The following is a 17,470-nucleotide window of genomic DNA, read 5'->3' on the forward strand; positions in this document are numbered from 1 at the left end:
TCCAAGATCACGAAATTTTTTAAACTGCCGTTCTGAATTTTGATCTTTTGCTGAAACACGGGCTTATCCAATTTTCGAAAAAAGCAACCAACAATATTGGTTATTTGTGTAAAAATGTTAATTTAACTAACAGGGAAGTTTAGTTGTAAAAGGATTTAATAAGTTTAAAGCTTAATCTATTGAACAAATAATAAAGAAGGAACCTATAGACTTGATGATAGGAGAATAAAACGAATACCGTGATGGCAATAATAAAATTGACGGGACACCAATTGGTGTCATATAATAAAGACACCAATTGGTGTCCAATTAAAGGGGGGGTGATTTTGAACGAGAAAAATCAAGAGCGTGATATTTATGTAGGCATCGCTGATCCAACAAGACGCAAATTGTTACGTTTGTTGGCGGACGTGGAAGAATTGCCACTCAATGAGTTAACCGTTCATTTTGAAATGGGTCGTACTGCGGTTTCAAAGCATTTGGCAATCCTTAAAGAGGCTGGTCTCGTAATCAGCAGAAAGGTCGGCAGGGAAACGCGTTATCGGCTGAATGCTGCCCCATTGAGAGAAATTGAGGATTGGGTATCGTTTTACAAAAAATTCTGGAGTGAAAGAATATTACTTTTAAACCAAATATTAGAGGAGGAACAAAATATGAGTTTAACAGTATCACAAGATTTTAATTTTAAGAGCCCGATCGAGAAGGTATGGCTCGCCTTAACGGATGCAAATACGCTTGCGAAATGGGTAATGGCTAATGATTTAAAACCTGTCGTCGGACATAAATTTCAGTTTCGGAATGAACAGTGGAATTTAATTATCGATTCCGAAGTTCTTGAAGTGGAGGAGCCTTATAAGTTATCTTACACTTGGGTAGGTGGTGGAATAAACACTACAGTCACATGGACATTAAAGAACGAGGATGGAACAACCTATTTAAATCTTGAACAAACAGGATTCGAAAAAGAAGATCAAGCGTTCAATGGTGCGAAATATGGTTGGGCGAAAATGGGCGAACAACTTAAAAAATTGTTAGAGGCAATGTAGAACCGAACCTCTGAACCTGTTTTTTAGTATTTAGCTAACGTATTGGAAAAAGCAAACTGCTCGGAAAGAGAAGTGTTCCGTGATGACAAATAGTAGAATGAATCCTAAGGTTGATGAATTTTTAAGTAAAGCTAAAAAGTGGCAGGTAGAATATGAGATGTTGAGGAATATCGTTCTTGACTGTGAGCTGACCGAAGAATTTAAATGGATGCATCCTTGTTACACGTTTGAGAAAAAAAACATAGTTTTAATACATGGATTTAAAGAATATTGTGCGCTTTTGTTTCACAAAGGTGCCCTGTTAAAGGATACCCATGGGATTCTAATCCAACAAACGGAGAATGTACAGGGGGCGCGCCAGATTCGGTTCACCAATGTTCAAGAAATAGTTGCAATGGAAACCATCTTGAAAGCCTATATTCATGATGCCATTGAAGTTGAAAAAGCCGGTTTGGAAGTGAATTTTAAAAGTAGTACAGAATTTATGATTCCTGAAGAACTTCAAAATAAATTCGATGAAATCCCTGCCTTGAAAACTGCTTTTGAAGCATTAACACCGGGACGGCAAAGAGCATACATTCTTTATTTTTCACAACCCAAACAATCCAAAACTCGAGTGTCAAGGGTTGAAAAATATATGCAGCAAATTCTCGATGGAAAGGGATTAAAGGATTAGTATATTCGATGAGAAAATAAATTAATCAAGTCCTAAGATATTACCTTACTTTGCGTTAATTCGAACTCCTTTTTGGTTCGCAGGTAACCACTCAATCATATAAGGGAAAAAACAAAAAGTGATCCGTAGAGTGAAAGCAAACTACCGTGTAACAGTTTTTACGCATTCCACCTAAGAAAAGAAAAATACTGCGCACAAAAGTGTATCCTTTGGCTTTTGCTGAAAAGTACGCTTTTCTTGAACTAACGGGTGCTTATCTTGAATAAGGTTTAAGTAATGATCTTCAACAAAACCACCTAATAAAAATAATGTGTTATTCCATTATAGGGCGCTTATATGGAGTAACAAAAAAGCCCAATTTCTCAATTTTAATACTGAGAAATTGGGCTTTTAATTCTGAAATTTCTATTTAGGAGAATGGCTGACAAATGTAAATGTGATATTGCCCACTTGGCTTATCATCTTGGAGCATTACGGCAAATGTTAATAAGTCGTTAAATTGAAAATACTTTAACATAATTTTGTCAATGTCTGGATGCTTCGAAGGGTCTAATTACAAACCATGATTTTAAAGTAAACTTGGTTATCCTTGATGTTTTTAAGATGAAACCCTCATTAGATTGAAGAAATATGCGACACTCCTGCCGAATAACTGGCTAGAAGAGACCCCACAGACGCTTGCTTTGATGAGGCTTGGCAGACAGTCGGCGGAAAGGGAGCGGATTTCTGAAATTATCTGGATCTTTTTAGCAAACTGGCTCTTCTTCTACTTTAATTTTGCTAAACACCTTAGCTAGGTTAGGACAGGATAAAATTCAGAAACACACCATTTTGTAGGTAATTGTTGGATTGTGTCAGATTATACTAAGAATCTTTTACATTTTAAAGGGTTCAAGTCCTAATTGGAGAAGTATTATTATCAGGATGTTTTTTAGTCGAGGATTAGTGACTGCATGAATATCGACATAAAAGGAGGGTTCTTAATTAAAAAGCGGCTGTTTAAACTATGTATATTTTGTTTTGTATTCTTTGTTCAAACATTATGGTCTCCCGCTGTTTTTGCTGAACAAAGAACTTTTAAAATTGCTGGAGAAAGTGCCCTTCCTCCATTTTCATTTGAAAATGAAGCTGGTGGGCTGACAGGGATCAATATTGATTTAATGGAGGAAATAGCAAAATATAATGGGGTTGATTTCGAATATATTCCGATGGGGATGCAAGAAGCGGAAAAAGCCTTAATGAACGGAACAATTGATGCAATTGTTGGAAGTACCTATAATACTAAAAAAGATAATCAACTTGATTTCACTCAATCTTATTTTACCATGTCCCAATCAATTATCATCCCTAGTAAAAAGAAACAGGATATTCATACGTTAACGGATTTACGTGATTCACATGTTGTCCTTGACTATAACACACCTGTAATCAGTACATTTCTCAATATGAGGAATACAAACTTAACGACCGTTTCAAATCAATACTCGGGCATTTTAACATTATTGAACAATCGTGCAGATGTGTTCATTGGAAACAAATGGACTGCAGACTTCTATTTGAAAAAGTTCCGCCAGGAAAAAAATTACATCATTCTCGATGAAGTCATTGAACCCGCGGATTATACGATTGCAGTAAAAAAAGGGAATCAAACGCTTCTTTTCATGATGGACAATACACTCACAGAACTTAAAGCGAACCGAAATATCAACGGGATAATTGATAAATGGATCATGCCACAGTCCAATCAAAAAATTGCCAGGTTGGAGCAATTCATATTTTGGCTAATCATAATCTTAACTGTAGTAGCCCTTATCCTTCTAGTTATATACATATGGAATCAAAAGCTGAAAAAATCCGTTCATAACCAGACGTTGAAATTACATTTATTAAATAAGGATTTAGAGAAACAACGGCAAAACATCGCTAATGGTAAAGCGTTCAAAGAACAAATCTTAAACAATATCAATACTGGCATCATAACATTCGATCTCGATTTCATGATTACCAGCTGCAATGCAAAGGCATCGGACATTCTAAACATTTCCAAGGAAATGATTCTGAATTTTTCGAATCATTCGCAATTAATGGGAAATTTCGAAGCTTCCCATCAAGAACAAAATAAGAAAAATCGTACGGGTTCTTTTCGGATCTTGGTAATAAACGAAGAAAATGAACAGAAGGTCATTTCATATTCGATGCATAAGATGTTCAATTCTGAAGAAATACAAACTGGATACTTACTTTCCATGAATGATGAGACGGAAAAGAAAACATTGGAGAAAAAATTGGTCACACAAGAAAAACTGCACGCTCTTGGCCAACTAGTTGCAGGTGTCGCACATGAAATCAGGAATCCTTTAACATCGATTAAAGCATTCATTGATTTACTACCGAGTAAATATGATAATCCTCAATTCCGACAAGTTCTAATGGAACACTTGCCTACTGAAGTAAACCGGCTGAATGCGATTGTTACCGATTTAATTGAATATGCTCGTCCGCGACCGCCAAATATTACCAATTGCCACGCTAATGACCTTATATCATTACTTGCTTTTCATAAGGTGACAATGGAAAAAAAACAAATAAATTTCGAGCAAACGATTGAGGAGGACCTTATTTTTTATATAGATTTACAACAAATTCAACAGGTACTTCTTAACTTGGTGTTGAATTCGATTCATGCCGTTGAAGAAACAAAGGAAAAGACCATTAAAATCACCATTGATAAAGAAAACGAAAAAACAGGGCGGATTGCCATATCCGATACAGGAAAGGGGATGAAACAGGAGGAACTGAACCATATTTTCGAGCCTTTTTTCACAAATAAAGAAAAGGGTGTCGGTTTGGGACTTACGTTATCGTATAGGTTAATTAAAGAAAATAACGGAGATATCCATGTGAAAAGTTATCCTAATTCAGGAACGAAATTCACGATTTTACTACCTTTATATATCGAATAAAAGCCTGGAATGAGGAGGAGTAATATGAAAATGCATGTATTGGTGATTGACGATGAACCTGCTATTTGCACCGCTCTTAGCTTTGCATTGGAAGATTCTTATCAAGTCGTGACAACTACGGACCCGGATGAGGGTCTTCGGAAGATCGACAATCAGCCTTTTGATATTGTGTTACTTGATTTGAGAATAGGAAATAAAAGTGGACTTGATGTCCTACAGAAAATTAAACAAATAGCACCTAATGTAACAGTCATCATGATGACTGCCTATTCATCTATTGAAACTTCCATCGATGCCATAAAAAAAGGGGCCTACTACTATATTGAAAAGCCCATTAATATAGAAGAACTTTCTTTGCTCTTGATGAGGGCAGCCGAATTCAAACAGATGTCCAATCAATTGGAGACATTACACGAAGAATTAGAGATGCAAAAGGGATTTGGGAACTTCCTTGGTAATAGCAAAGCGATGCAGCGTATTTTTTCAATGATCGAAAGAGTGAAAGATATTGATTCAAGTGTTCTTATCACAGGTGAAAGTGGAACTGGAAAAGAGCTTGTAGCCCGAAACATCCATACTCTGGGAAGAAGGAAAAACAAACCCATGCAGATTGTCAATTGTGCTGCAATTCCTGAGATGCTGCTGGAATCTGAATTGTTCGGTTATGAAAAAGGCGCTTTTTCCGGTGCAACTCAGAGGAAGGAAGGGAAATTCGTTGCTGCTAATGAAGGCATCCTTTTTCTGGATGAGATTAGTGAAATGCCCCTTCCTCTTCAAGTCAAATTATTACGGGTGTTGCAGGAACGAGAGGTGACGCCTCTAGGTTCCAATACAAAAATATCCCTGGATGTCCGTATTATAAGTGCAGCCAATAAAAACCTGGAGCAAATGGTAATGGAAGGTAAATTTAGGGAGGATTTGTATTTCAGGTTAAATGTCATTCCCATTTCGATGCCGCCGTTAAGGGATAGAAAAGAAGATTTACCCATCCTTATGGATTATTTTATAAAAAAGCACTCTACCGATATGAACCGGGAAGACAAGGCTTTCTCGGCAACCGCACGTCGGATTTTGCTGGATTATCATTACCCAGGGAATGTCCGTGAGCTTGGTAATATTATAGAATATGCTGTTGCCCTATCAAACTCGAAAAGAATGGAAGATACCGACTTGCCACAATATGTTCAAGAACAGAAGTTCATTCTCCAGCCGAATGGCATTGACGATGATTTTAACAGTTTCAGAATCCCGATTGGCATATCCATGAAAGAAATAGAGGAAAAAGTCATAACGGCCACTCTTCAATATTGTAAAAACCATCGGCAAAAAACAGCCCAAATCCTAAAAATTTCTGAAAGAAGCCTTCGTGATAAAATCAAGCTCATTTCAAAAGAAGAATAAAAGGCTAATAGTCTAAACCGGCATTTTTTTCTGGGTACCCGGCAAAAAATGCCGGTTTATGATGGTGAATCATGCTCTAAATCGGCAAACTTTGCGTTTTAGAGCAATTAATCGACTTGGCATAGTACTTGCATCTATTTTCATTAAGAAAGGAGGGCCACTATGAAAAATGGAGCACTCTTTATAAAAGTCGCTGTGTTATTTTGTTTCATGGCAGGATGTTCTTTTATGAATGAGCAGCAGGAAATTTCAAAACCTGCTACCTTGATCCAGAGGCAATTAGTTTCTGAAGGACAGGATTTAAAAAATAGGCTCCTAATCATTGCAACCGGAGATATGTCAGGGGTTTATTATTCATTAGGACAAAGATTGTCAAACATGTTTGAAAAATATAATGGAGCTGTGTCAGGAACCCAGGTAACCCATGCTTCCATCGAAAATACTGAATTGGTTAGCCGTCATCGCGCAGAAATTGGTTTTACCTCAGTAGATGTACTTGATTTGCCTGAAACGGATAAATCCAAGTTAAGAGCTTTAACGGCCCTATATTCCAACTATGTTCAAATTGTTACAACGAAACAAAATGATATTGATTCCTTGGAAGATTTAGTTGGTAAACGCATTAGTGTTGGTACGACCGGAAGCGGTACAAGGCTTATGGCAGAACGAATCCTATTAGAAACGGATTTACCGCTTGATCAATTGAATTTATCCTATCTATCTTTTTCTCAATCTGCGGAAGCCTTGCAAAATGGTACCATTGATGCCGCTTTCTTTTCTTCGGGAATTCCGAATAATGAAATCGCTTTCATATCCAGGCAAACGGAACTCTCCTTCATTCCAATCCCGGAAGATATTATTGAACACCTTCAGGAACAATATGGTGTTTATACTGCCAATGAAATTCCTAGTGATACATATAAGGGAATGAAAAAAAGTGTCCAAACGATTTCTATTAAAAATGTTTTGGTAACCTATGATGAAATGTCTGACCAGCATGCTTACAATCTGGTGAAAACACTATATGAACATCTGCCTGAGCTGCAGCATACACATCCGGCCGCTTCTGATATTTCAATAGAGGAAGCAACCAAACAAGTTCCACTCGATTTTCATTCAGGAGCCATGAAATATTTTAGCGAACAAGGAATTATTGAAAATCAATGAAAAATGGGAGGTAATGAATATGAAGAAAATATTAAGTCTTTTATTGATAATCGCATTGATCGCTCTTGCAGGGTGTGGTAATCCAACTCCGCAAAAGCCAGGAGAATCGGTACAAACGGGTGCAGGTAAAAATGGAGAGAAAAAAATAACGATAGCAGGGAATGGCGGAGTCATCGAAAGTGCCATCCGAGATGTGATCGCTCCAAAGTTCAAAGAAAAAACGGGAATCACCGTAAATTACATTTCCGGTTTATCTGGTGAAATCCTTTCTAAAGTGGAATTACAGAAGAACGCTCCGCAAATAGATGTTGCCCTGTTTGTACCGGTTGATGTAATTCGCGCTAAGGAGAAGGAACTGATCGTACCAATTGATGAGTCCAATGTTCCCAATATGAAATCGGTGGATCCACGTTTCATTCCGGTTGAAAAGGCGGCCGCGCCAGCATTCGGTTTAGTCATTGCACCAGCTTATAATACGGAAACCTTTAAAAAGAAAGGGTTAAAATCAATTGAATCATGGAATGATCTTGTCTCACCTGATTACGAGGGTAAAACGGCATTTTCAGATATTACGAATGACTGGGGTTTCAATACACTTAATGGACTGGCGATGTCAAACGGCGGCAGTACGGAAGACATGGAACCAGGTCTTGAAAAGGCAAAAGATCTTGCAGCGTATTCCAATACATTTTATAAAAACTCAACGCAAATGATGCCAGCCATACAACAGGGAGCTGCTGACGTAACGGTCATGGGAAGTTATTCCATAGGTGAACTAGCCGTTTCAGGTATTCCCATCAAGATGGCCGTGCCTAAAGAAGGTGTACCGCTTCAAGCTTTCAGCGCTGGTCTAGTGAAAAATACGCCTAATAGCAAAGAAGCCCTTGAATTCATCAACTATGTAATCAGTGAAGAAGCGCAAGCATTAATTTCCGAAAAAGGATTTTATCCGACGGTAGAAGGCATGAAAATTCCAGAGAAGTTCGAAGAGTCAATCGGACTTAAAGAAAGTGATAAAACATTCAAACCAGATTTCGCCAAGTTTGCCGAAATCCGTGCCGAGGTGTCAGATAGATGGGCGAAAGAGGTTACTCCTGAATTAGGCAAAAAACTCAAATAAAAAGGAGCGTGTTGATTACATGGAAGTATTAAAAAACGATATGGAAATCAATGGGCAGCACCTGAAGGCAGTTCTGGGGGTTGGGTCAAATAAAAATGATGTAGAGATAAAAGGCGCTTTTAAACAATTTGGAGCGAATGTTGTCCTTAATGGTATCGACCTGGAGGTGAAACAAGGAGAGTTACTCACTCTTCTTGGGCCTTCGGGGTGCGGAAAATCCACGACCTTGAACCTCATTGCGGGGTTCCTTGATGCAGATCGGGGTGAGGTCCATATTAAGGGCAATAATGTTACGAAGGTTCCGCCTTATAAACGAGATTTAGGAATGGTTTTTCAAACTTATTCGCTTTTTCCTCATATGTCAGTCTATGAAAATCTCAGTTTTGGCTTGAAATTACGCAAGGTCGGTAAAGCTGAGCAAAAAAAGAAGATAAGTAAAGCGCTTGAATTAGTGAAAATGTCAGGATTGGAAAATCGTTATCCAAGGGAATTATCAGGAGGTCAGCGTCAGCGTGTTGCGATTTCCAGGGCACTTGTAGTGAAACCGGAGCTCCTTTTGCTTGACGAACCGCTTTCAAACCTTGATGCAAAGTTGCGCCATGAACTAAGGGCCGAAATAAAGCGTTTACAAAAGGAAATTGGCGTAACGACCATTTTTGTGACCCATGATCAAGAAGAAGCTCTTTCCATGTCAGATCGAGTCGTGGTCATGAATGCAGGGAAAATTGAACAAATCAGTACCCCAACTGAGATTTACAATCATCCCAAGACAGAATTCGTCTTTCAATTCATTGGAAAATCGAATTGTTTTGAAGGGAAAGTGTCTGCCGTGGACAAGCGGAAAGTATCAGTCAAGATCGGTTCTGATATTACTCATGTCGACGCAGATAATATCATGGGAAATGATAGTGATTTGAAAACCGGAGATGAGGTGAAGATTTATATTAGACCAGAAAAACTGCGCATCCTTTCTATTGATGAAACTTCCTTATCTCCTTTGGATTACCATCGTGCCAGGATTAGCCAAATTAACTATCTTGGTACCTCATGGGAAATCAATGTTCTATTACAGGGGAAAAGTATTCAAGTATTGACTTCTGCTTTCGATTCATCATGGCAAAATGGAAGTGAGGTGTTGATTGGATGGAGCCCATCAGAAGTTATGCTAGTCAAGAAATAGAACAGGAAACGAATCCTATTGAGCCGCAAAAGGAACCTAAATTCAAGAAAAGGAAAGTCTGGCTGCCTGGATTACTCCTTTTAACGCCGATTCTGCTATTCATATTTGGTTTCTTCGTCATACCGATGTTATACATTTTATATTTAAGCTTCATATCCACTGATAATCTTGGAGCTGCTGATGCAGTATATAGCCTAAAAAACTATACACAAATCTTTTCCGATAGCTACTATTTATCTTCATTATGGCTGACTGTCAAAATCAGTTTATATTCGGTCCTGGTTGCTTTATTTCTTGGATATCCTGTAGCTTTGACGATGGCCAAAAGCTCGGCGCGGATCAGAGGGTATATCACGCTCTTGATCGTATCACCGCTTTTGGTAAGTATAGTCGTCCGTAATTTTGGCTGGTACCTCTTGCTATTGCCTAACGGAACGATTAATCAAACCTTGATGGCCCTTGGCATAATAGATGCACCATTGAAACTATTGTTTTCGGAAATCGGAGTTGTGATTGGCCTTTCCAATGCTTATCTTCCTTTCATGATCTTATCCATAGTTGCAAGTCTTTATAATATTGATCCTTCTCTGGATAAGGCAGGAGCGATACTTGGGGCAAGCCCATTCAGAAGGTTCTTTTCCATTACATTGCCGTTAAGTATTCCTGGTATCGTATCTGGCTGCATTCTCGTATTCAGTTTGTCAATGAGTGCTTATGTTACGCCTGCATTAATGGGGGGAGCCAATGTGCCCGTGATGCCTGTTGTCATCTATGATCAAATAAATAATTTGCTACATTGGACATTCGGATCTGCTCTTTCTTATATTCTATTAGCAACCACTGTCATATCAGTAACTGTCTTTACCAGAGCGTTTGAAAAAGGGAAATTCAAGGAGGTATTCCGATGATGAAAACGATTGGAGGCCTTCGGATTGCCGTAGCCGTGTTGGCTATTATCTATATCTTGATACCGCTCATTGTCGTTATTCCCGCTTCTTTTACAAGTGCCAATTATCCAAGTTTTCCGGCTGAAGGCTTCTCGCTGAAATGGTATGCCAAGATCTTGGAGCGACCTGAATTTTTGGAAGCATTTTTGAATAGTGCGAAGTTCGCAGCATTAGCTGCCCTTTTCTCCGTCATATTCGGAACTTTGGGAGCCCTTGGCATCGCAAAGTATGATATACCAGGAAAATCGTATATTACGGCCCTTTTAACTTCTCCATTAAGTGTGCCGCAATTAGTCTTAGGGATTGCACTTTTAATGTACTTTACACCAATGATGCTTGCCGGTACATCTACAGGATTTTTAATTGCCCATATCGTCATTTGCATACCATATGTTATGCGGCTCGTATTAACCGGTTTAAGTGGATTTGATTATAATCTCGAACGGGCCGCGGCCATACTTGGAGCGAATCCACTAACAGTATTCATGAAAGTGACACTGCCGCTAATTGGATCCGCGGCCATCTCAGGAGGATTATTCGCATTTTTGACATCATTTGATAATGTAACGGTCTCGCTCTTTATGGTATCACCTGAGATGAGAACGCTGCCGATCGAGATTTTCTCGCAAATGCAGGATGCCTACAATCCAATCGTTGCATCCGTGTCAAGCGTGGTTATTTTCATATCAGTCCTTCTAATCGTCATACTTGAAAAAATTCAGGGTGTTGGAAAAGTTTTTGGTGGTTTCCATCATACAAACGGTTAATAAGGATTTTAGTGATGTGACAATCGATCCTGCTGACCAAGTTCGGATTTTATCCAGAAAAAAATCAGCTAAACGTTCCATTCAAATGATCCAAGCACCTTTTAGCAGCCAAAAGTGGTGCCGTTAGGATAGGGACAGAAGGGTTAACTTGCTTTGCGACATGCTCCATACTATATTGTGAAAGCAAAATCACTTCTGTCTTTCCATCCAATTGTTCCACCATCTTTTTTACTCGATCGTCATGTTCCTTTCTTTTTCCTTGAGATAATAAATGGATGACCCCTGGATCTACCAATGATTCGATCAAACAGTCCGGATTCTTATTCAATAAATAATTTTGAAGGGCGACGGGCGTTTCTTTTACGGTTGAAACCAGGCCGATGCTAGTATATCGAAGTGCTTCATCAAGCATGGCCTCATCTGAACGAAATAACTTTACAGAATAAAGAGGTTGTAAAATTGAAGTGATGTCATTAAAAGCAGAGCAAGTAAGTTGGATGCATGAAACGCCAGAATCATAGGCTAAACTCACTAATGATGAAAAGCGGCGGATGATTTCCGGAGTTAACTTGCCGCTTTTTTCCATCAAGGCGAGAAGGCCCGTGTCCATGAAATGAAGGAGTTCAATGTTCGGAGCAACTGTCTGAAATGCCATTTCAATTGGCTTTAGTGCAGTGGTGGTTGCGTGAATAAGTGCTATTTTCAATAAAAACCCTCCTTTTTTATTTCATTATATCTAGCAGGATAATAGAATACCATTATATTACACAAAAGAAAGGAAGTGAGAATTATGGAGAAAGAAGCCCTGGACGATCTTAGTCAGGTAATTCCAAGTGATAGAATGTACCTTGATTTGACAGAAAGGTATTGTTATAGCTATGACGCTTCTTTTGGGGAATATTTACCTGAAATCGTTATACAGCCAAAAAACGCGGAGGAAATCAGTGAGGTGGTTAAATTGGCTAATACTCACAAAATACCTGTTTACCCTAGAGGATCCGGAACTTCGCTAAGTGGCGGTCCTTTACCTGTTAAAGGGGGGATGGTTCTTGATATGACCCTTTTACGGGATAAATTGATCATTGATCGGGAAAATATGCTTGCCATTGTCTCTCCAGGTGTGATAACGGCAAATATCCATATAAAGGCTGAAGAAGCCGGCTTGTTCTATCCGCCTGATCCAAGCAGTTCCAATGTTGCCACAATTGGCGGAAATCTATTGGAAAACTCTAGCGGGCCAAAGGGATTGAAATACGGAACGACAAAAGAATATGTGATAGGCCTGGAGGTGGTCACACCTACGGGAGAAATCATCCGCACTGGCGGAAAGACTGTAAAGAATGTAACAGGGTATGATTTGACACGATTGATCGTAGGATCGGAAGGTACCTTGGGCATCGTTACAGAGGCAATCATTCGCTTAATTCCAAAACCGCAATCAAAACATACATTTGTCGCCCACTTCAATCATTTGATCGACTCCGGTCATGCCATTACCAGCATTTTATCGTCAGGAATCCTACCATCAGCCATGGAGTTAATGGATAATGCGTGTATCCGTGCTGTTGAAAGTTATCGTCCTTCTGGATTGCCTCTTCAAGCAGAGGCCATTCTGATCATTGAAATAGATGGGCACCCTTTGGCGATTGAGGAGGAAATCAATAAGTGCGCCGATTTATGCCGGGCTGAGGGTGCTTCCTACGTCAAGATTGCGGAGACAGAGGAAGAACGCCAAACGATTTGGAGTGCGCGTAAATCGGTTTCCCCGGCCATTACACAAATGGGACCTACAAAGATTTCTGAAGACGCAACTGTTCCGCGCAGTCAAATTCCGGCGATGATGGAGAGATTAAACCAAATCCGGGAAAAATACGGATTGAACTTGGTTGTATTTGGTCATGCCGGCGATGGCAATTTACATCCGAACATCATTACTGATAAACGAAATATAACGGAAATGAAAAAAGTGGAGCTTGCAGTCAGTGAAATTTTTGAAGCGGCAATAGAACTAGGGGGAACTCTTTCCGGAGAACATGGAATCGGTACATTAAAGTCACCATATATGGAAATGGAATTAGGTATAACAGGGGTGAATATGATGAAAAAAATTAAAAAAGCATGGGATCCCAATAATATCATGAATCCAGGAAAGGTTTTTCCTGATAAGGGCCAGACAAGGATCGTGTTGGTTACATGAATCTACCTGTTAAATCCAACGAGACAAATGAAGCGGTCCAAAATTTATATTCAGATGCCTATGATTGGACAAACCAATGCGTAAAATGCGGTTATTGTTTACCAGCATGTCCTACATATGAATCAATGGGTGTAGAGTCCGCTTCTCCACGCGGCCGAATCAATCTAGTGAAACTGGCAGCCGAAGGGAAAATAGATTTCCAAAAAGATTTAGCTGAACCGATCGACCTATGCTTGGGCTGTCGTGCTTGTGAAACCGCATGTCCAGTCGGTGTGCCATACGGACATATACTGGAAGCGGCAAAAGAAGCGATTGAAGCCTCCCCACCAGCGAACAAAAAAAATAAAATGACGAAAATCAAAAAACTGGCATTGGTTCATCTTTTTCCATATCCAAAACGAATGAATAGGATTGGGAGTGCAGTCCACCTTTATCAAAAAACGGGGCTATCCAAACTTATCCGTTCATCGAATGTACTGCAAAAGGTTTCCCCTGCCCTTGCACATTTAGAACAAGCACTTCCTCCTATCGAGTCGTCCTCCAAACGAATCCGGACAGGAACGATAATACCGGCAAAAGGGGAAACGAAATTAAGAGTGGCATTTTTTGCTGGGTGCATCATGGAATCCATGATGTCTCGAATCAACCGTCTTTCCATCGAGCTGCTCACCATTGTGGGCTGTGAGGTCATTCTCCCTGAAAATCAGAATTGCTGTGGTGCACTGCATTCCCATCAAGGCGAAATAAAACAAGCAAAAGCATTGGCGAAGAGGAATATCCAAGCCTTCATGCAATCAGATGCTGATGTAATTGTAAATAACGCAGGAGGCTGCGGTGCTTCGCTTCTTGAATATGGACACCTATTGGCTGATGATCACGAATGGGCTGGGGCGGCAAGGGCATTCTCGGAAAAATCAAAAGATATCAGTCAAATTCTTCATCAATTGGAGCCACTTCCCTTTACTGAAGAATGGCAAGGCATCGTTTCCTATCAAGATTCATGTCATTTACGCAATGTTCAAAAGGTCCAAAAGGAACCTCGTTTATTATTGCAATCCATACCAGGTGTTTCTTATGTGGAAATGGAAGGGTTTGACCGTTGCTGTGCATCTGGAGGCATTTACAATCTTCTTCACTTTAATGAATCCATGAAGATACTGGATGAAAAAATGAAGAACCTAAAAGATACAAAAGCCACTGCAGTAGTGACCGTTAACCCTGGCTGCCAAATGCAAATGAGCATTGGCATTCAAAGGGAGGGAGCAGCAAACCAAATCAAAAGTATGCATCTTGTTGAAATACTTGCCAAGGCTTGCGGCTTGGATTGACCAAAGAGAAACTGAAACTTTATAGAATATTAAACGTCAGTATTTCCTGATTCATTGGGAATTACTGATGTTTTAATTTTTCTCCATTAAAGATGAAGGCGAAAATATCTTTGTAGATTAATGATACAGAGGATAATCTGCGGATGAAAATAGCGATTTATGTTAATTAAATTGAAAATACAGCGGATCGGTAAGAAATTTAACTATATTAAGATATGGAAAAGGGTATAATAAGTAATGTAATAAACCATTCTTGGTAATGGATTATTGTAGTATCGGATTTACATTTTTCTATATCCCGATATTTACATAAAGACAGAAGGAGAAATGATTCATTTGAATAACAAAGAAATAAAAGGTATCGAGTTACCTGCCAACTATGAGGAATTAAAAAAATCTGCCAATCGCAAATCTAATTGGAGAGAACGTTTAGATGCGATCGAAGAGTTAGGTCAGTCAAAAAATAATCAAGTAATCGATATTTTCAAACATATCATGAATAGTGATTCTGTATATAAAGTTCAAGAGTCCGCATACCGTCAACTGAAAAGATTAGGCGAAGATGTTCAATTGCCACCAAGGAAAAAGGGCGAATTGGTTAAAGGATTAACCAAAATCTTAGTTAGGATCAAGAAGAGTTTACCAGAAAATCACTCATATGCTGAATTCAAAGAGAAACTTCAGAAAATGAGAATGGATATATATGACACCTATGAGGGTGAAAAAGGGGCAGACTTTGATAAGTGGCTTGAAAATACTTGGTCTGCTTTATCGAAAAGATAAAATTTATTCAAAAGGAAAACAAATAAGATTGGATGAAGGAGCAAAATTTTTGCTCCTTTTTGTTTACCAATAAAATAGGTATACACTTATATCCCTCCCCTTTAATTTAAACATCGAATGATACACTCTCTACATACAAAGATTAAATGACTGTGAGTCTTTAAAGCATAAATCAGGAAAAACCACATTTCCCATGTGCTCAGCCCGCGCTAGAATAATTCTATTCTATTTATTCCCTATATAAACACATTTTTTTTATAAATCAACATAATGTTATTAATAGAATGAAGGAACTCATAGGAGACCAGGAGGAAGACAATTGAATCAAATGTATACGATCCTTGAAGAAGTTCAATCGACCTCTATGGAGTGTGTATTGGCTACCATCATTCATGTGGAAGGTTCAGCATACTTGCGTGAAGGTACCTCCATGCTTATAAAAAAAGATGGTTCATCTCTAGGCATAATTAGTGTTGGGTGTATCGAGGAAGACCTTATTCTTCATTCTTGCAGAGTGTTCGAAAGGAAAAATACAGAGACCTTTGTATATCACATGGAAAGTGATGAAGATCTAGAATGGGGTATTGGAACAGGTTGTAACGGCACTATATATATATTACTGGAGTATGTGGACCATAAATTAAAAGAACATCTTTCATATGTCTTGGCTTCCATTAAAGAAGCTAAGGTAATCGTTCATCAAATTGAGCTAGATGATGATTGGAACTTATTGGGGTATTCTTTCCGACCAGAGAATGAGAATCACAATGCACCCAAAGATAATGATGTTAGCTTTATTTATATGCAAAAGATTTTACCTAAACCCCGTTTAATCATTTTTGGAGCTGGATGTGATGTATATCCAGTTGTCACAATGGCTACCTCAATAGGGTTTTTAGTTACTGTTTGCGATTGGAGGTCCGAGCTTTGTAACGAAAATAATATACCCGACGCAGTTAGCCATATTGTAGGATTCCCAACTGAAATTATGGAACAATTATCTTTTAAAAAAGATGATTATGTTATCATCATGACTCATAACTTTCAGAGAGATAAAGAAATACTTTCACTAATGATGAATCAGTCATTATCCTATTTAGGCATTTTAGGTTCCAAAAAACGTACAGCCAGTTTATTTGACAAGAAAATCCCTAATAATATACACTCACCTATCGGTTTATCAATTGGAGCTAACGGCCCATTCGAGATTGCTGTTAGCATTATAGCTGAATTAATTCAGCATAAAATTATGAAGGAACATCCGGAATGAAAATAACTGGGGTATACTTGGCCGCTGGAAATAGTTATCGAATGGGTACAAATAAATTAACATTGCCATTAGGAAATAAAGAAATGGGAAGATGGGGATTAGAAAAAGCGGTTCTATCTGAACTTAACGATATTATCATAATTTCAAATCATTTAAACCACCTGGATTTATCAGGTTTTTGTTCTGAAAAAATAATTACGGTCGAAACTAAAGAACCTGGAGCAGGTCAATCCCATTCACTCCAAACAGGTATACGATCAGCAAACAACATACATTCGGACGCCGTAATAATTTTACTTGCTGATCAGCCCTTTATAACAACAAATATGATAAACAAACTCATCGAAATATACAAAGGAAACCCTAATTACTCCTTTGTTGCCTCTAGTTTTCATGGTTGTACACGACCTCCCATACTTATTGACAAAGACCTCTTTTCCGACATTCACCTTTTACGAGGAGACCGAGGAGCCAGACAGATTCTAATGGCGAAGAAAGAACAGGGGGTACTTGTTCCTTTTTATGAGGAAAAATGGTTTGTTGATATTGATAATATGAAAGAATACCTTTTTTGGAAAAACAAAATAGATAACAATTAAATAAGAATAATAATGAAAATGAGGAG

At 38.6% G+C, this 17,470-nt stretch carries 15 protein-coding genes and 1 pseudogene; 15 read left to right on the forward strand and 1 reads right to left on the reverse strand.

Annotated features, from left to right (window positions below):
- Positions 1–242: 242 nt before the first annotated feature.
- From ACFX4L_RS10770 to ACFX4L_RS10815, 10 genes and pseudogenes are all read left to right on the forward strand, one after another.
- Positions 243–560 (forward strand): annotated as a pseudogene (locus tag ACFX4L_RS10770) (ArsR/SmtB family transcription factor); the annotation flags it as partial.
- A 93-nt stretch (positions 561–653) separates the two neighbouring features.
- Entirely contained in the window at positions 654–1,046 is a 393-nt protein-coding gene (locus ACFX4L_RS10775; RefSeq protein ID WP_377383294.1) for an SRPBCC family protein, read from the forward strand.
- Between the two features lie 82 nt (positions 1,047–1,128).
- Complete coding sequence (locus ACFX4L_RS10780) at positions 1,129–1,722, forward strand: YdeI/OmpD-associated family protein (RefSeq protein WP_377383219.1); 594 nt, start codon at positions 1,129–1,131, stop codon at positions 1,720–1,722.
- Positions 1,723–2,675: 953 nt separating this feature from the next.
- Positions 2,676–4,685 carry a transporter substrate-binding domain-containing protein gene (locus ACFX4L_RS10785; protein WP_377405080.1) on the forward strand — a complete coding sequence of 670 codons (2,010 nt, stop codon included), beginning with the start codon at positions 2,676–2,678 and terminating at the stop codon, positions 4,683–4,685.
- Between the two features lie 24 nt (positions 4,686–4,709).
- Entirely contained in the window at positions 4,710–6,086 is a 1,377-nt protein-coding gene (locus ACFX4L_RS10790) for a sigma-54-dependent transcriptional regulator (RefSeq protein WP_377383215.1), read from the forward strand.
- Between the two features lie 162 nt (positions 6,087–6,248).
- The gene (locus tag ACFX4L_RS10795; protein WP_284470750.1) at positions 6,249–7,253 is read left to right on the forward strand and encodes a TAXI family TRAP transporter solute-binding subunit; all 1,005 of its coding nucleotides are present in this window, start codon (positions 6,249–6,251) and stop codon (positions 7,251–7,253) included.
- 19 nt (positions 7,254–7,272) lie between these two features.
- Positions 7,273–8,373 (forward strand): ABC transporter substrate-binding protein, encoded by a 1,101-nt coding sequence (locus ACFX4L_RS10800; protein WP_377405083.1) that lies wholly within the window; start codon positions 7,273–7,275, stop codon positions 8,371–8,373.
- 40 nt (positions 8,374–8,413) lie between these two features.
- Positions 8,414–9,553 carry an ABC transporter ATP-binding protein gene (locus tag ACFX4L_RS10805; protein WP_377405103.1) on the forward strand — a complete coding sequence of 380 codons (1,140 nt, stop codon included), beginning with the start codon at positions 8,414–8,416 and terminating at the stop codon, positions 9,551–9,553.
- Positions 9,517–10,461 (forward strand): ABC transporter permease, encoded by a 945-nt coding sequence (locus ACFX4L_RS10810; RefSeq protein WP_284470753.1) that lies wholly within the window; start codon positions 9,517–9,519, stop codon positions 10,459–10,461. The genes ACFX4L_RS10805 and ACFX4L_RS10810 overlap by 37 nt, the downstream gene beginning before the upstream one ends.
- Positions 10,461–11,267 carry an ABC transporter permease gene (locus ACFX4L_RS10815; RefSeq protein ID WP_377383291.1) on the forward strand — a complete coding sequence of 269 codons (807 nt, stop codon included), beginning with the start codon at positions 10,461–10,463 and terminating at the stop codon, positions 11,265–11,267. Before ACFX4L_RS10810 ends, ACFX4L_RS10815 begins: the two co-directional genes overlap by 1 nt.
- Positions 11,268–11,331: 64 nt before the next feature.
- Here ACFX4L_RS10815 and ACFX4L_RS10820 read toward each other — a convergent pair whose 3' ends face one another.
- The gene (locus ACFX4L_RS10820; RefSeq protein WP_089362242.1) at positions 11,332–11,973 is read right to left on the reverse strand and encodes a hypothetical protein; all 642 of its coding nucleotides are present in this window, start codon (positions 11,971–11,973) and stop codon (positions 11,332–11,334) included.
- 84 nt (positions 11,974–12,057) lie between these two features.
- Between ACFX4L_RS10820 and ACFX4L_RS10825 the strand changes: the two genes are divergently transcribed.
- The 5 genes from ACFX4L_RS10825 (at position 12,058) to ACFX4L_RS10845 (ending at position 17,444) form a co-directional block, all read left to right on the forward strand.
- A complete protein-coding gene (locus tag ACFX4L_RS10825) occupies positions 12,058–13,464 on the forward strand; it encodes an FAD-binding oxidoreductase (protein WP_377405086.1) in 1,407 nt (468 codons plus the stop codon).
- Entirely contained in the window at positions 13,461–14,792 is a 1,332-nt protein-coding gene (locus ACFX4L_RS10830) for a (Fe-S)-binding protein (protein WP_377405089.1), read from the forward strand. Before ACFX4L_RS10825 ends, ACFX4L_RS10830 begins: the two co-directional genes overlap by 4 nt.
- A 336-nt stretch (positions 14,793–15,128) precedes the next feature.
- The gene (locus ACFX4L_RS10835) at positions 15,129–15,575 is read left to right on the forward strand and encodes a HEAT repeat domain-containing protein (RefSeq protein ID WP_377405092.1); all 447 of its coding nucleotides are present in this window, start codon (positions 15,129–15,131) and stop codon (positions 15,573–15,575) included.
- A gap of 328 nt (positions 15,576–15,903) precedes the next feature.
- On the forward strand, positions 15,904–16,845 hold the full coding sequence (locus ACFX4L_RS10840) for an XdhC family protein (RefSeq protein WP_377383289.1): 942 nt from the start codon (positions 15,904–15,906) through the stop codon (positions 16,843–16,845).
- Entirely contained in the window at positions 16,842–17,444 is a 603-nt protein-coding gene (locus tag ACFX4L_RS10845) for a nucleotidyltransferase family protein (protein WP_377405096.1), read from the forward strand. Before ACFX4L_RS10840 ends, ACFX4L_RS10845 begins: the two co-directional genes overlap by 4 nt.
- Positions 17,445–17,470: the final 26 nt, after the last annotated feature.

It is taken from the genome of Peribacillus sp. YIM B13482 (genome assembly GCF_042787975.1).
GTDB classification, from domain to species: Bacteria; Bacillota; Bacilli; order Bacillales; family DSM-1321; genus Peribacillus; species Peribacillus simplex_A.

What these genes read in the sequence shown, in the direction of transcription:
- ACFX4L_RS10775 (WP_377383294.1), top strand. Translation starts at nt 654, where the DNA reads ATGAGTTTAACAGTATCACAAGATTTTAATTTTAAGAGCCCGATCGAG.
- ACFX4L_RS10845 (WP_377405096.1), top strand. Translation starts at nt 16,842, where the DNA reads ATGAAAATAACTGGGGTATACTTGGCCGCTGGAAATAGTTATCGAATG.
- ACFX4L_RS10830 (WP_377405089.1), top strand. Translation starts at nt 13,461, where the DNA reads ATGAATCTACCTGTTAAATCCAACGAGACAAATGAAGCGGTCCAAAAT.
- ACFX4L_RS10810 (WP_284470753.1), top strand. Translation starts at nt 9,517, where the DNA reads ATGGAGCCCATCAGAAGTTATGCTAGTCAAGAAATAGAACAGGAAACG.
- ACFX4L_RS10800 (WP_377405083.1), top strand. Translation starts at nt 7,273, where the DNA reads ATGAAGAAAATATTAAGTCTTTTATTGATAATCGCATTGATCGCTCTT.
- ACFX4L_RS10795 (WP_284470750.1), top strand. Translation starts at nt 6,249, where the DNA reads ATGAAAAATGGAGCACTCTTTATAAAAGTCGCTGTGTTATTTTGTTTC.
- ACFX4L_RS10780 (WP_377383219.1), top strand. Translation starts at nt 1,129, where the DNA reads ATGACAAATAGTAGAATGAATCCTAAGGTTGATGAATTTTTAAGTAAA.
- ACFX4L_RS10815 (WP_377383291.1), top strand. Translation starts at nt 10,461, where the DNA reads ATGAAAACGATTGGAGGCCTTCGGATTGCCGTAGCCGTGTTGGCTATT.
- ACFX4L_RS10790 (WP_377383215.1), top strand. Translation starts at nt 4,710, where the DNA reads ATGAAAATGCATGTATTGGTGATTGACGATGAACCTGCTATTTGCACC.
- ACFX4L_RS10840 (WP_377383289.1), top strand. Translation starts at nt 15,904, where the DNA reads ATGTATACGATCCTTGAAGAAGTTCAATCGACCTCTATGGAGTGTGTA.
- ACFX4L_RS10825 (WP_377405086.1), top strand. Translation starts at nt 12,058, where the DNA reads ATGGAGAAAGAAGCCCTGGACGATCTTAGTCAGGTAATTCCAAGTGAT.
- ACFX4L_RS10785 (WP_377405080.1), top strand. Translation starts at nt 2,676, where the DNA reads ATGAATATCGACATAAAAGGAGGGTTCTTAATTAAAAAGCGGCTGTTT.
- ACFX4L_RS10805 (WP_377405103.1), top strand. Translation starts at nt 8,414, where the DNA reads ATGGAAATCAATGGGCAGCACCTGAAGGCAGTTCTGGGGGTTGGGTCA.